This is a genomic window from Oceanobacillus kapialis (assembly GCF_044790185.1).
Lineage (GTDB): Bacteria > Bacillota > Bacilli > Bacillales > Amphibacillaceae > Oceanobacillus_B > Oceanobacillus_B kapialis.
Genome location: NZ_CP085256.1, coordinates 1,072,539 through 1,086,796, shown reverse-complemented (window position 1 = coordinate 1,086,796; position 14,258 = coordinate 1,072,539). Strand labels below are relative to the sequence as shown.

The 14,258-nt window shown below is 39.5% G+C and carries 14 protein-coding genes, 1 other RNA gene and 1 riboswitch; of the genes, 1 reads left to right on the top strand and 14 read right to left on the bottom strand.

Translation table 11 applies throughout. The features are described from left to right. Positions 1-7 precede the first annotated feature (7 nt). The 3 genes from LG273_RS05780 to LG273_RS05770 all read right to left on the bottom strand — a co-directional run bounded on the left by LG273_RS05780 (position 8) and on the right by LG273_RS05770 (position 3,475). Positions 8-1,444: a DHA2 family efflux MFS transporter permease subunit gene (locus LG273_RS05780; protein ID WP_379563193.1), complete on the bottom strand. Its 1,437-nt coding sequence runs from the start codon at positions 1,442-1,444 to the stop codon at positions 8-10. A gap of 205 nt (positions 1,445-1,649) precedes the next feature. Next, a complete protein-coding gene (locus tag LG273_RS05775) occupies positions 1,650-2,909 on the bottom strand; it encodes an MFS transporter (RefSeq protein WP_404458569.1) in 1,260 nt (419 codons plus the stop codon). Continuing rightward, entirely contained in the window at positions 2,885-3,475 is a 591-nt protein-coding gene (locus LG273_RS05770; protein ID WP_404458567.1) for a non-canonical purine NTP pyrophosphatase, read from the bottom strand. Before LG273_RS05770 ends, LG273_RS05775 begins: the two co-directional genes overlap by 25 nt. Before the next feature lie 100 nt (positions 3,476-3,575). Between LG273_RS05770 and LG273_RS05765 the strand changes: the two genes are divergently transcribed. Beyond that, entirely contained in the window at positions 3,576-5,321 is a 1,746-nt protein-coding gene (locus tag LG273_RS05765; RefSeq protein WP_404458565.1) for an ABC transporter substrate-binding protein, read from the top strand. Between the two features lie 613 nt (positions 5,322-5,934). Here the strand turns inward: LG273_RS05765 and LG273_RS05760 are convergent. The 11 genes from LG273_RS05760 to LG273_RS05710 all read right to left on the bottom strand — a co-directional run bounded on the left by LG273_RS05760 (position 5,935) and on the right by LG273_RS05710 (position 14,132). Next, the gene (locus LG273_RS05760; protein WP_404458563.1) at positions 5,935-7,230 is read right to left on the bottom strand and encodes a nucleobase:cation symporter-2 family protein; all 1,296 of its coding nucleotides are present in this window, start codon (positions 7,228-7,230) and stop codon (positions 5,935-5,937) included. Next, a complete protein-coding gene (locus tag LG273_RS05755; protein ID WP_404458561.1) occupies positions 7,227-7,814 on the bottom strand; it encodes a xanthine phosphoribosyltransferase in 588 nt (195 codons plus the stop codon). Before LG273_RS05755 ends, LG273_RS05760 begins: the two co-directional genes overlap by 4 nt. A gap of 131 nt (positions 7,815-7,945) precedes the next feature. Continuing rightward, positions 7,946-8,047, bottom strand: a riboswitch (purine riboswitch). A gap of 82 nt (positions 8,048-8,129) precedes the next feature. Next, positions 8,130-8,501: a VOC family protein gene (locus LG273_RS05750; protein ID WP_404458559.1), complete on the bottom strand. Its 372-nt coding sequence runs from the start codon at positions 8,499-8,501 to the stop codon at positions 8,130-8,132. Positions 8,502-8,649: 148 nt separating this feature from the next. Further along, a non-coding RNA gene (ssrS, locus tag LG273_RS05745) (6S RNA) lies at positions 8,650-8,836 on the bottom strand. 89 nt (positions 8,837-8,925) lie between these two features. Then, entirely contained in the window at positions 8,926-9,174 is a 249-nt protein-coding gene (locus LG273_RS05740; RefSeq protein ID WP_379563178.1) for a sporulation protein, read from the bottom strand. Positions 9,175-9,186: 12 nt separating this feature from the next. Continuing rightward, positions 9,187-9,327 carry a small, acid-soluble spore protein L gene (gene sspL / locus LG273_RS05735; protein ID WP_379563176.1) on the bottom strand — a complete coding sequence of 47 codons (141 nt, stop codon included), beginning with the start codon at positions 9,325-9,327 and terminating at the stop codon, positions 9,187-9,189. Positions 9,328-9,420: 93 nt separating this feature from the next. Beyond that, complete coding sequence (locus tag LG273_RS05730) at positions 9,421-11,007, bottom strand: fatty acyl-CoA synthetase (protein ID WP_379563174.1); 1,587 nt, start codon at positions 11,005-11,007, stop codon at positions 9,421-9,423. Between the two features lie 193 nt (positions 11,008-11,200). Further along, the gene (locus tag LG273_RS05725; RefSeq protein ID WP_404458556.1) at positions 11,201-11,812 is read right to left on the bottom strand and encodes a 3'-5' exonuclease; all 612 of its coding nucleotides are present in this window, start codon (positions 11,810-11,812) and stop codon (positions 11,201-11,203) included. A 15-nt stretch (positions 11,813-11,827) separates the two neighbouring features. Next, positions 11,828-12,532 (bottom strand): CBS domain-containing protein, encoded by a 705-nt coding sequence (locus LG273_RS05720; protein WP_379563170.1) that lies wholly within the window; start codon positions 12,530-12,532, stop codon positions 11,828-11,830. A gap of 137 nt (positions 12,533-12,669) precedes the next feature. Further along, complete coding sequence (locus tag LG273_RS05715) at positions 12,670-13,101, bottom strand: hypothetical protein (RefSeq protein WP_404458554.1); 432 nt, start codon at positions 13,099-13,101, stop codon at positions 12,670-12,672. Positions 13,102-13,214: 113 nt separating this feature from the next. Continuing rightward, a complete protein-coding gene (locus LG273_RS05710) occupies positions 13,215-14,132 on the bottom strand; it encodes an aldo/keto reductase family oxidoreductase (protein WP_404458552.1) in 918 nt (305 codons plus the stop codon). Between the last annotated feature and the right edge of the window lie 126 nt (positions 14,133-14,258).

Genomic DNA, 14,258 nt, shown 5'->3' with positions numbered 1-14,258 from the left:
AGTTCCTTTATGCTTCCGATGATTGCTTTTCATTAACCAATTCTCTATCCTCAGTAGGAGTAGTCCCCTTAATGAAGAATGCCATAATAAGTGCAATTATTGATATTATGGTAGTTACATAGAATGCAATATTTACACCTTGCACCATCTCACTGGCAGGAGCATTATCGCTTGAAGAAGCAGTCATAACGGTAATGAGAATCGCGGTACCTATTGAGGCTGCAACCTGTCGCATCGTGTTCGTCATCGCTGATCCATGCGGAATTAATCGATCTGGCAAACGGTTTAGTCCTGCGGTAGTCGCTGGCATCATAATCATGGAAATACCGAACATTCTTACTGCAAAAACGATGGTAATGTAGGCTAATGTTGTATCAGGCGTTAGTCTTGTATATAGGTAAGAAGTTACCGTTAGTAAGATGAGGCCCGTAATAACGAGATACCTTGCACCAAACTTATCAAAAATTCTCCCATTAATTGGTGACATAAACCCCATAATCAATGCTCCTGGTAAAATCATCATGCCTGAATTTAAAGCAGAAAAACCAGCCATATTCTGCATGTAAATAGGTAAAATTGTTTCAGCACCAATTAAACCAATGAATGCGATCATTCCAATAACAGTTGTTATGGCAAAGATTTTATCCTGAAAAACCCGAAATTCCAAGATTGGGTGTGCTAGCTTAAATTGTCTTAAAATAAAGGTGGTTAAAGCTATTGCCCCAACGATGATTGCCGAAACGACAAACGGGTTGGACCACCCATAATCCCCCGCACTACTAAAGCCATACAATAATCCACCGAAACCTAGTGTTGATAGAATTATAGAGCTTATATCCACTTTAGGGTAAGTACGCTTTGTAATATTTCTCATAACAAAATAAGCAATGATGATATCTATAATAGCAAGTGGCAAAATAATATAAAATAACGATCTCCAAGGATAATGCTCGACTAGCCAACCGGAAATAACTGGACCTAGGGCTGGAGCAAAGGCAATAACAAGTCCTACTGTACCCATTGCCGATCCTCTTTTTTCAACAGGGAAAATTAACAAAAAGATCGTCATCATTAACGGCATCATAATACCCGCTCCGGCGGCCTGTATGACTCTTCCCACCATTAACATGGCAAAGTTTGGGGAAACAGCACATATTAATGTACCCACAGCAAAGGCGACCATTGCTGTAAGAAATAATTTCCTTGTAGTAAATGTTTCAATTAAAAAAGCGGTAATGGGGATCATTATCCCATTCACTAGCATAAAGATCGTCGTGACCCATTGCGCTGTATTTTCGGTTAACTGTAAGTCTTCCATAATATGTGGAATGACTGTTGCTAATAAGGTCTGATTAAGTATTGCCAAAAACGCGCCACCTATTAAGACAGCCACAATTGGCAGCTTGTTAATTTGTTTTGGATCCTTTATTTCTTCATTTCTCAATAAATCATCTCCTAATACACTGTCATCATTTGTTCACAGTGTACTAGTGAATTATATGGAAGATGTGTTGGATAGTCAATTTATGAGTATATAATCATAATATGGTATATACGATCTAATCAGTGAAACATCATTTGGCGGGGACTTTCCTTCCTTCCCACTAATGTTAGCTGAACGAATCGGTCCTATACTGGCAGTTGATCCCCTACTTAAAATGCTTGATTTCCTGCATTCTTGAAGTGGGGGTCTTACTGCCAGTTAAGGCGGAATAAAACATCCAAATAATACCTACTACCACAAGAATTACCCCAGAAAAGTAATATACAAAGGTGAGTCCATACAGATCAATCACTGTAAAGGCTAATAAGGGGCCAATGGCAGCACCAATATCCACTACGACCGTATGGGCAGTCATGACTTTCACCTTATCCGTTTGCACCGCCGCACTTGTGGCAAGGGTGTCTGTGGTCGTAACAAACATGGTCGAAAGAAATTGGAAGATTACGAGACTAATCATTAACGCTATGATGGTGTGGACATTTACTAAGATAAAAAATAAAACGCCACCAACGAATAGAGGTATTAATAAAACAATAGACGGCTTATTGGCACCATCTAGAATTTTTCCAATTCTAGGAGCAATAAAGGGATCCCACGCCCAGCGTACTGCCTGAACAAATCCAGCAAGCGTTGCAGCACCAATCGTTAAGTCAGCAATCTCCCATTCATTCTGATATGCCCCCTCTATCAGAGTACTAAGCGTCGAGGCAAACAAACCAAACACAATAAAGCCCATGGTGGTTCCAGTTAAAAGAATGAGCGAAACATATGGAGTTAGCCATGCTCTTTTTTTCTTGATGCCCTGCACGTGCTCTTTTTCTTCATTTTTGGAAATCGGCACAAAGTAAAATACTACAGGCAAAGCCACAAGTCCCACAATAGAAAATGAACTAGTTACAAAGGCGATGGACGTTTGGTCAACAAGCAGCCCACCAGCAAGCATTCCAACTAAACCTCCTAGCCCCCACAGACCGTTATACAAACCTACAAAACTGCCTCTATTCTTGTCCGTGGTTACATCTATTACTGTTAGGAAACCGCCAAGCCGCAATAACGACCAGGCAATCCCCCATAGTATACGCAAGACAATGAGAAGCCAAAATTCTTGGGTAAAGCCATATCCAGCAGTAGTAATAATAGCAATACTCAGGGCAATGAACATTCCGGTTCGAAGCTGAAAACGCTGGTAAAACATGCCTACTATTGGGTTAATGGGCAGCCGGACGAAGCGATTAATGGACAGTAATAAACCAATTTGCCAAATGGAAGTTAAGTCAAACTCCTGCCAATAAACAGGCAACACGATAAGCAGCATGGAATCTCCTAATAGCGCCACCGCAGTTATGAGAGCAACAGCGACTACTTTCTTTTTTGCTGGATTCATAGGCTCTTCCTTTCTAACCATTCTAAGATATATTGTTTGGCCTGAAACAAAGCAACCTGCCTGTGGTCATATGCAGATATTAGAGCAGGGTCGTGCTCTGCCAAGACTTTTCCATCACTTAGTAAAAAAATATCTCCATAGCCTGATATAGTTGCCGGAGCCTTTTTCGCAATCCAGCCACCCATAACTCCTTGGCTATACTGGTGTGCACCATCTGGAAAGGCAATAGCCACGGCACTTGTGAATTTGGCAGTTCGCTTACTTAAGGGAACTCCCGACAACCTTTCGACTAATTGTTGGGCCCTGTCTCCATCGTTACCTGGGGAAAACCGGGCTGTCCTTACACCTGGAAACCCCTCTAATGCATCAATGGATAAACCTGAATCCTCCCCAATTATGATGTCATTTCCATAATATTGGGTCGCTGCTTCCACCTTCAATAAAGCATTACCTTTAAAAGTTAGAGCTGTCTCTTCTATATCTTCTATACGCTTTGCCAAGGAAGTAACTTTTAAAGGTATTTGCCGGAAAGCTTGTTCCATTTGTTTTAATTTTGTTTTATTCCAAGTCGCCATAACAAGTTTCATGATGATTCCCCTCCTTCCTTCATTTTAGCTTCTGAAAAGAGGAAAAAAAGTGTATACTTGACCTAAACTTATTTCCCCTTTTAGCGGAGGTGCCCATCAGTTGAGGTTATTAGAACACTACGAAATACTTAGCAGAAGTTTGAAAGAAACAGAGAAAGAAGTATCCATTACCATAAACGAAATTTCTACTTTATTGTCTTGCTCTTATCGAAATGCAAAAATTATCATTCATAATTTACAAAAACAAAAATGGATTGAATGGAAACCAGGAAAAGGAAGAGGAAACCCTTCCACGATTAAGCTAGTAAAAAGTATTGATCTACTTGTTTTGGAAGAAGCAAAAGAGACGATTACCCCGCACTCTATCGATGAGTCGATCAAACTGTTAAGCAAATATAATATACAAGAATCGTTGCAACGTGAGTTTATTCATTGGGTCTTTCATTCTTATCTAATGGAGAATAAAGGCGAAGAAACAGACAATCTTTCCAGGCTTCATTTCCCTTCCTACCGCCCACTCCCTGTTCTTGATCCTGCTCTGGTGTGCCGCCGTTCGGAAAACCATATGATGCGCCATATATTTAGTCAGCTTGTTCGATATTGTGAGGAAACAGGAGAATTTCTCCCTAATTTAGCGCATGCTTGGGAACATAGCGAGAATCAAACAAAGTGGGTGTTCTATTTACAGAAAGGGGTTCGGTTTCATCACGGGAAAGAGATGACAGCAGAAGACGTGTGCTACAGCTTTTTACGACACAAAAACACTTCATCACCTTACAGTTGGATATTGGAGGACATCAATCAAGTAACTGCACCTCATCCATATACAGTTGAATTCCTGTTCCGTAAGCCTTGTTCACACTTCTTACATCTAGTCTCTTCCTTAGGAGGTAGTATTTTACCTAAAGATAATGCCAGTAAAAAAGCAATACCCATTGGCACTGGCCCCTATAAAGTAGTGGCAAATACAAAGGAGAAATTAACATTATCCGTGTTTCATGAGTATTTCCTAAGACGTCCCTTCCTTGAGGAAATTAGCCTCTATTTTTTTCCGAAGCTTTATGACAATGCTACGGCTATTGATAAGCTAGCACAACCTACAGAAATGAATTTTTATCATTATCCTTATCGCGGAAGACAGGTACCTCATTTCGAGAAATATAACGTGGTAGACCGTGGAAGTAAAATTCTTTCCTTGAACATGAAGAAAGGTATTTTAGCAGATGATCTGTATTTAAGAAAAGCTATTTTCCATTTATTATCACCAGATATGCTAATGAAGGAATTAGGAGGAACACGTTTTAATAAGGCTTCACGTCTACTTGCCAAGTTTGAAGAGAAGGAAATAAAGCCTGTAAAAGAAATGGGGAGAAAGGCTCTTTCTAAAAGTAACTATAATGGGGAGAGGATCATTTTAGCAAGTTACTACGGAGCTGGAAACGAACCTGACGCAAAATGGATAAAAAAAGAACTACAGAAAGAAGGAATTATGGTAGATGTTTATTTTTATTCGTATGAAGAGTTACATGCATTATCATTGGAGGAGGTAGACCTACTTTTAGGAGAACAGCTAAGCTATGAGAGCGATGTATACACCTATTTATCCGCTTATAAAGGGAATCACAGTCCCTTAGCTCACCACTTCCCCATAAATAAAAGGGAGGAAACAGAGGTTGAAGCACTCTCTTTCTGGAGGTCAACTGAAGAAGAACTTATGCAAAGCTATGGCCATATTCACTTATATCGTATCATTCAATCAGCGTTTTACCCTAGTTACGTGAAAGGGGTTCATATTAATGCTTTAGGGTGGGTTGATTTTACTAAAATTTGGTATAGAGAGTCATGAAAGTGGTGTTCAGCAAGAAAAAACTATAATAAAAAAGGTAGGAAGCACGGATTGTACTCACCTACCTTTTTTTGTAGATAAGGAAGTATAAATAATTGGCAGTATGTTGTTCATTGACATCAACAGCCACGTCCAGCTACAGCGCCCAGAAACTAGGCGACTTCACGGAATCGCCCTACGATAAAGAAGACTTGCCGACTGGTGTTGTGTCTAGCTCCGAGCGTCAGAAACTAGGCGGCTTCACGCATCGCCCTACGATAAGTCATCATCGGTTCGTATCCTCACCGTGATTCCTTTATCTCAGTTGATTCGCTCCATCCGCTACGTTTCTAAACGACGCTCTGCGCTTTTCTTTTAACCAGAGGCTTAGTCGCACTTATACCCTTGTGGTGAAGTCATCATCGGTTCGTAAAATAAAGGAAGGTCGACTAAAACCGGCCTTGCCGGCCAACGCCGACATACCCCTGATGCAGGGGCATGAAACATTATCTCAGTTGATTCGTTCCACTCGCTACGTGGGCCCGGAGGATCCGGGTCATGCCGACGTTGCCTCAGGACGAGGCGAACTTAGTCGGCGTTCCTTAAAACGGGCGCTTGCGCTTTTGTTCGTTATTTACGCACTCTCTTCAACAAGCCTTGCAGTATCTGCAGATGACTTCTTAGAAGGAATCATATTAAAGATTATATTTAATACAATTGCCGTAACACTTCCAGCCACAATACCATTACTAGTTAAGATTTGCAGACTGTTTGGAAGCTGTGCAAATAGTTCTGGAACGACTGTAACACCAAGTCCCATTCCGACTGAACATGCAATGATCATGGAGTTTTCTGGAGAATTAGATAGCACATTACCTAGCATCTTGATGCCTTGTGCAATAACCATACCGAACATAGCAATCATGGCACCGCCTAGAACAGATGTTGGAATAATGGTAGTTAGTGCAGCAATCTTTGGTACAAGGCCAAGGGTTACCAGCATAATGCCTGCTGTCATAATCACTTTAATAGATTTCACACCAGTCATCTGGATTAGCCCTACGTTTTGAGAAAATGCTGTGTACGGAAATGCATTAAAGAAACCGCCAAGCAAGATAGCAAGCCCTTCAGCACGATATCCTTTTGTTAAATCTTTTTCATTTAATTTTCGTTCCGTGATATCTCCCAAAGCAAAATAAACACCAGTTGACTCTACTAATGAAACAATCGCTACAAGTACCATCGTTAGAATCGCTGACCACTCAAATGTTGGAGCTCCAAAATAGAATGGTTGAACAATATGAAAATAAGATGCTTCCCCTACTGCGACAAAGTCTACTTTCCCCATAAAGGAAGCGACAATAGTTCCTACAACTAATCCAATAAGAATAGAGACAGAGCGTAAGAATCCGCTAGTAAATCGATACATTAAGATGATGAAGATTAAGGTACCAAAAGCTAATGAAATATTTGTAAGAGAGCCAAAATCCGCTGCTCCTTCTCCGCCTCCCATATTATTAATTGCTACTGGAATAAGCGTAATACCGATAATCGTTACAACAGAGCCAGTTACAACCGGTGGGAAGAAACGCACCATTTTCCCGAAGAATCCACTAATAAGTATAACGACAAGTCCTGAAACAAGGATTGCTCCGTAAATGGCTGAAATTCCAAATTCTCCACCAATAGCGATCATTGGACCAACTGCTGTAAAGGTACAACCGAGAACAACAGGCAACCCAATACCAAAAAAGCGGTTGTTCACAAGTTGCAGGATTGTTGCAACTCCACACATAAATATATCGATAGCAACAAGATATGTTAATTGCTCAGAGGTTAAGCCTAACGCTTCCCCTACGATAAGTGGTACTAATATTGCACCTGCATACATTGCCAGTACGTGTTGAATTCCTAGTGCTGCTGTTTTCATTTCAATGCCCCCTCTTTTCGAAATGTAACATTTCCTTCTGCTAGTGAATCAATAATTGCTAATGATTCTACATGTATACCTTTATCACGGATCATTTTTCCACCGTGTTGAAACCCTTTTTCTATCACTATTCCAATACCAGCGAGTGATGCACCAGCCTGGCCAATGATGTCCATTAAGCCCAATACAGCTTGTCCATTTGCAAGAAAATCATCGATAACAAGTACGACATCACCTTTGCCAATGTAATCACTGGAAATGGAAATTTCATTGGTTTCCTTCTTCGTAAAAGAATGTACCTCAGCAGAATACAAATCATTCAGTAAGGTAAGTGATTTCCGTTTTCTTGCAAAAACAACAGGAACATTCATCGTAAGGCCTGCCATTACTGATGGGGCAATTCCTGATGATTCCAACGTGAGAATTTTGGTAACTCCAGCGTTTGCAAATCGGGCTGCAAACTCCTCACCAATTTGCTTCATGAGCTCTGGATCAATTTGATGATTTAGAAAGGAATCTACTTTTAGAACCGTTTCTGATAAAACCTTTCCTTCGTTTAAAATCGTACTTTCTAGCTTGTTCACGGTATCTCTTCCTTTCGTTTAAAAATAAAAAAGCTTGAAGGGTGCGACCAACTCATACTATGAGCGGCACATCCTTCAAGCTTTGCCATTAAAAAGACAACGAAAAAATTACACCATGATTAAGGTATAATCCTTCCATTCTTTAAACTCATAGTCGGTTTATTTACGGTAAACCGGTAGAAACTTGTGGGCCATATCCCCACTATTATATGAATACTATTAAATTAGAATGGTATTAGTATAGCATGTCAGGACACAGTTTCAACCCTAATTTTAAATAAAAAAACATTCTAAAAATTTCGCTTTCAGATCCCGTTATTCCAACCGTTCTAAAAACTCTAATCTGTTTTCATATGGATCTTCCACATAGAAGCGTTTTGCACCGGGTAATTTATCATCATTTACGCAGTTAATTCCGTACATTTGAAGCCGTTGTTTCAATGCCTCAAGATTTGCAACTAAAATGGCAGGATGTGCCTTTTTAGCTGGTCTGAAAGAATGCTCTATTCCAATATGAATATGTACATCACCAGCTTTAAACCAAACGCCTCCATTTTGTTTTAAAGCCTCTGGTTTCTCTACTTCCTTAAAACCTAATAGTTTGCCGTAAAATTCTCTTGCCTGTTGTTCGGATCCAACTGGTGCTGCTAATTGAACATGATCAATCTTTTTAAAATTATACGTCAAGGTTATCTCCTCCTACTGTTAGTGTATCGTGATGTTACGGAGTCGGATAATATCCATTTCTAATCAACTGTGAGAAGCTATTCTTATCACGTTAAAAATGCAAAAAGGATCAGCTCCATAGGGAACTGATCCTGGTTCATTGTATTAGTTACAGGCCACAATTGCCGTATTATATATAAAAAGTTTTAAACCACCACTTCACCAAGTGGGTGTTTGCAGAAACCATCCTGTCTTCCGCTACACTATGGCGGCACGACATTATTGCTCCGATGTAAAACTCCCTATTCTATCATTAGAGGTTAAAACTTAATGAAATACGTACATTGCAGCTTGTATTAATATCGTATATCTTTTTTGTCGATTTATCAATGGTAAAATTATCCTATCTTTAAACAGAAAGTCGATGGGTTCATTAAAATGCAAACTAAAAAAGCAACTCAATTACTTCCGTCAATTCCTTAACACGCTGGTCATACTGAACGTTTTTTGCATAATCAAGTTCATTCTCAAGGACATCATGCAGATACGTCATTTCTTCTGCTTCTAAGTCCTTCACGAATTCTCCTTCACCAGTATAGGATTTAGATTCTAATTTGTTAATTATATGCTGGCACATTTCACTTTCCTGGTAATTTGCCAGTGACTCTCTGAGGTAATCCAATGTATGATCCATCATGCTCACCTCTTATATTTTTGAGTTTTTCTTTTTTGCACGTTGTTCTAACTGCGATTTCGGTTGATGATCAGCGGTATCCTCTGTCTGACCTTGAGGGTTTACTGAGGTCGTTGCCCGTCGTTTACTCCAGCTATCCTGTTTTTCACTCATCTTTACACCTCCTTCCCGTAGTTTTTTCATTTGATCACAGGTCTATTCCTAGCCATAAAAAAGAGCATCGTCAGCGATGCTCCTCTCTTCCTTTTATTTTCCGTAATGATCTCGTAGTGCTCTTTTAAGTACTTTTCCACTGGGGTTTTTTGGTAGTTCATCTGTGAATTCTATTTGTTTTGGTACTTTAAAAGTAGATAGACGCTCACGACAAAATGCCATTACTTCTGTTTCAGATAGTTTAACGTCCTTTTTGGGCACTATAACGGCGGTTACTGCCTCTATCCAGTATGGATCTGGCACGCTAATTACCGCTACCTCTGAAACACCTTCCAACTGGTAAATCGTCTCCTCCACCTCTCTTGAGGAAACATTTACACCACCGGTATTAATCATATCCTTTTTCCGGTCGATAATCGTGATATATCCTTCTTCGTCCATCACCCCGAGGTCCCCACTGTGAAACCAGCCATTTTGAAAGGCTTCTTCTGTTTTTTGTGGATCGTGCAAATAACCCTTCATAGCATGTGGAGAGCGATGCACAATTTCGCCAATCTCCCCCCTGGCTACTTCCAATCCATCTTCGCCCATAATCTTTGTTTGTACATTTAACGTAGGCTTCCCAGCAGATCCAAGCTTTCTTAGCTGGTCTTCGGGTTGAAGTGCTGTTGCTAGTGGCGCAACTTCCGTCTGTCCATAAAAATTCCAAAACCTTGCGTTAGGAAGCCTTTCAGCAAGCTCTTTTAAAATTTCCTTTGGCATAATTGCTGCCCCATAATAGCATTTTTCCAGTGTCGATAAATTATAGGTATCAAAATCAGGGTGCCTTAGGAGTGCGATCCATACAGTAGGTGGACAAAATAGTTGGGTAGCTCCTTCTTTCTCAATTGTTCGCAGTAGGCTTTCCGGATCAGCTTGACTAAGAATAATTCCACTTGAGCCAATATAAATACTCGGCCCCAGAAACACATGTAATTGAGCACTATGATAAAGCGGCAGTGCATGAATGGCAATATCGCTTTCTTCCATTTTTCCGTCAATAATACTACTTACATACTCACTAATAATGCTTTTATGTGTTAACATTACCCCTTTCGGACGGGACTCTGTGCCACTTGTATAAAGTACATGTGCGAGATCATCGTCCTCAATATCAGCTTCAAATAGTTCTGTCGACTCTCCGTCCCTTGCCAAAGAAAGCGGCGTCCATGCCTCAAACGTGCTCTCTTCATTTGCAGCTACATCCATAAGATATCGGACCTGAATCTTCAATTCTTCAGCTGCATCATCAAGTAAGGAAGCATACTCCTCAGAAGCAATTAGTCCATTCACCTCTGCATGATGTAAAATGTAAGCAACATCGTCCTTTGAAAGCATGTAGTTGATGGGAATCATAACAGCTCCTACTCTTGCTAGTGCAAACATTGCTACAACAAAATCCTGGCTGTTCTTTGACATGATAACGATACGGTCACCTATCTTTACGCCAGCTTTATGAAAAGCATGTGCCGTTTGATTGACAAGGTTATCAAGTTTGCCGTAGTTTATCCACTCCCCTTTGTAAGCGATTGCATTTTTGTCCGGCATTCTTTCTTTCGTTCTTTCTAATAAATCACCCAACGTATTTCTTCTAGCTCTTTTTAGTAACCCTTCAGTATGTTCCTGTCCCTTTGTTTCCATTTTCTCCCCTCCACTCTCCTGAATTAGATACTGAATATTCTTTTTATTAGTTTAATTCAAACGAATCTATTAGGCAAGCGTGTTAATTGTAAATAATTCGGGAATTTATCCTCTTTAATTACTTTAAAAATAACAAAAAAAAAGAGAGACGATCCCTAAAGGACCTCCCTCTTCACTGAAAATCTAACCCCAATTAAAAATATATTCTTTTACTGCGACGTGCTCTTTTTGCTTTTGGTGGGTAATAGCCTCGCTCGTAAATTTTTCCTTTGCTAATCTGGCATTTATCTAAGAAAGCATCCACTGAATGAGATCCATATTCCCTTAAAGCCTGCATAAAGATCTTTGCTGCTACACGAGCATCCTCTAATGCATGATGATGTTCAAAAACAATAGAATGGTGGGCAGCTACCGTGTTCAGTTTATGATTGTACAAGTCAGGCCATATTTTACGAGAAATATTTGCTGTACATAGATAGTCCATTTCCGGATATGGAAGCTGAAAGTAATCAAGCGTCTGCCTAATAACACTCATGTCAAAGCTGGCATTATGTGCGAGCACAACATGATTTGAAAGATACTGATTCAGGACAGGCCATATTTCAGCAAACGTCGGTGCATCCTCTACATCCTTTTCGGTAATCCCATGAATACGTGTATTAAATGAACTAAAGCTTGTAATTGGGTTAATTAGGCTATAATACTCTTCCAAAATCTCCTCTTCATTTGCTACCACAATCCCTACAGAACATGGACTGTAGCGTTTTTCATTTGCCGTCTCAAAATCTATGGAGACAAACTTCATTCTACTCCCCCCCCCTTATTCTTCCTTGGAATGCACAATGTCCCAAGGCGTAATAATACCTAATAATTGCTCGTTTGCATCACCATTTTTCGTTATAAGGAGCGCCTCAAGCCTGCTTCCTTCACCTATATTTCCTCTAAAATATTCCAAGGCATCTGATTGACTTGTCTCCATACGAATGAATTGGTAGTTATCCCCTTGTTGGAATGCTAAAACATCTTTAATCTTGGTTTCTTTAATGTCTTGTGAACGGACTCCTATATTTCCTGCTAGCCATCTCGTGATACCTTTCTGGGTGACTAGTCCCACAAATTCCCGCTCCTTGTATATGGGAAACTTTGAAAGACCTTTTTCATGGATGACAGTCAAAAGCTTATGAAGCGCATCGTCCTCTTGGAACACGTATACGGCACGTGAAAAAGCAGGTATTACCCTGATCGGCTCAGTTAGCTCTTTCTCAATTAATTTAATTCTTTCAACCACAGAGTCATGGGGTTCAGCGATTGCATGTGTCATATCAACCTTGTTATGTACAATAGCGTTACGCAGTTCAGCATATTCCAGTAAATCATCCATATATTTTCTAACGATTGCATTTGAATTACTAAGTATTCTCACGGACCGCGAAAAGCTCATATCTTTACGGTAAATCATTAGCGCTTTGATTTCTTTTTCTACTCGATTAAATGTTGCTAAAAACGTCTCTGAATTCTTATACACAACATCGCTCCTAATAATAAACATTTGATACCATTTTAGACGAAAATCATTAAAGTTAAAAGGCGAGAGATTTAATCTAAAAAACCGCCTGGATTATTAAAGCCAGACGGTTTATTGAGTTATTCCAAATACCTCGTCTATTCTGCTTTAGAATAAACGTTAAACCCTACTACAATTCCAACTCCATAAACAAGAGTCATTAACAATGCAAATATCCCAGGGGTGAGGTTAATTAACATATTACCCCCGAATAATGGTGTAATAAAAATAACGTAAAAGGGATATTGAATAGATGAGATTAGATCTAAAACGCCGTTACCAATCATGTCCTGTTCAAAGCTAGTGATAATAAATACAATTAACCCTGATAAACCCCCTAGTATTGAAAACACCCTAATAAACTTACTTCCTTTCTGAGAATATACTAGTAACAACACAATAAATACTATAGTTACAAACATATTCAATAGGCCAATAGAAGCATCAGGATATTTAATGGATGGCATTAAATTAATGACCAATGCCAGAAGGTAGGATCCTACTAATAAAATGAATGTTATATGTCTCATGTTAACTTTCTCCCTGTCCCCGTGTGCTCTTAAAAGCCATCCTGCCCGATAGTCAATTAAGAATTACTTTTGAATGGACGGCTTTTAAACGGATCCATTATAGTGTGATTTTTCTATGGAAGTTCATTCCCAGCTGCCCGATAAATTTCATACCATTCCTCTCTATCTAGAACAAGATCAGAGGCATCGGCAATAGTAGACATGCGTTCTGTATTCATTGTCCCAACAATGGTCTGGATCTTTGCTGGATGGCGTAAAATCCATGCAATTGCAATTGTTGTTTTCGTTACATTATATTCATCAGCTATGGTTTGCAAAACATGATTCAGTTCAGGAAACTTTTCGTTATCGATAAATACTCCTTTGAAAAAGCCATATTGGAAAGGTGACCAAGCTTGAATCGTCACATTATTCAGTCTGCTATAATCTAAGACAGCTCCATCTCTGTCCACACCATTGGGATGCTTCGTATTCGCTTGCAATCCAGCATCAATCATACCAGTATGCATGACACCAAATTGTAATTGATTAACGATTAGATCCTGATCCACATATTTCTTTAATAATTCAATTTGCATTGGCGTGTGATTGCTCACCCCAAAATGACGTACCTTGCCACTTTTCTCCAGTGTAGAAAATGCCTCAGCAACTTCTTCAGGCTCTACTAACGCGTCAGGCCGGTGTAGTAATAGAACATCCAGATAGTCTGTTTGAAGTCTTTGTAAGATACCATCTACAGACGATAGAATATGGGATGTTGAAAAATCAAAAAAACCTTTTCTAATTCCACATTTTGATTGAAGGATCATCTTTTCTCGAATTGCTGGGTTCATATTAAGTGCCTTGGCAAATATTTCTTCTGATGCCCCTCCACCATATATATCAGCATGATCAAAAAAATTAATCCCAAGATCCAATGCATGGTGCAGAATTTCTGCCGCTTTTTCTTCCGTATGCCCTGCTAGTCTCATACATCCTAAAGAAATATTTGAAGCTTCTAATTCACTTGTTCCCAATGTTAGTTTCTTCAATTGTAACCCTCCTCAACTTAATTCTATTTTAGCACTATGGATGAGTAATGAACAAAAGTTAACGAAAGATTTATAATAATTATTCATGTTATCCATTACAATACTATAACTAAAAAGACGAATTGC

Excerpts from the sequence above, each read along its gene's own strand:
- LG273_RS05775 (WP_404458569.1), bottom strand. The coding sequence starts at position 2,909 with ATGGTTAGAAAGGAAGAGCCTATGAATCCAGCAAAAAAGAAAGTAGTC.
- LG273_RS05770 (WP_404458567.1), bottom strand. The coding sequence starts at position 3,475 with ATGAAACTTGTTATGGCGACTTGGAATAAAACAAAATTAAAACAAATG.
- LG273_RS05760 (WP_404458563.1), bottom strand. The coding sequence starts at position 7,230 with ATGAAAACAGCAGCACTAGGAATTCAACACGTACTGGCAATGTATGCA.
- LG273_RS05740 (WP_379563178.1), bottom strand. The coding sequence starts at position 9,174 with ATGGATCATACATTGGATTACCTCAGAGAGTCACTGGCAAATTACCAG.
- sspL (WP_379563176.1), bottom strand. The coding sequence starts at position 9,327 with ATGAGTGAAAAACAGGATAGCTGGAGTAAACGACGGGCAACGACCTCA.
- LG273_RS05730 (WP_379563174.1), bottom strand. The coding sequence starts at position 11,007 with ATGGAAACAAAGGGACAGGAACATACTGAAGGGTTACTAAAAAGAGCT.
- LG273_RS05725 (WP_404458556.1), bottom strand. The coding sequence starts at position 11,812 with ATGAAGTTTGTCTCCATAGATTTTGAGACGGCAAATGAAAAACGCTAC.
- LG273_RS05715 (WP_404458554.1), bottom strand. The coding sequence starts at position 13,101 with ATGAGACATATAACATTCATTTTATTAGTAGGATCCTACCTTCTGGCA.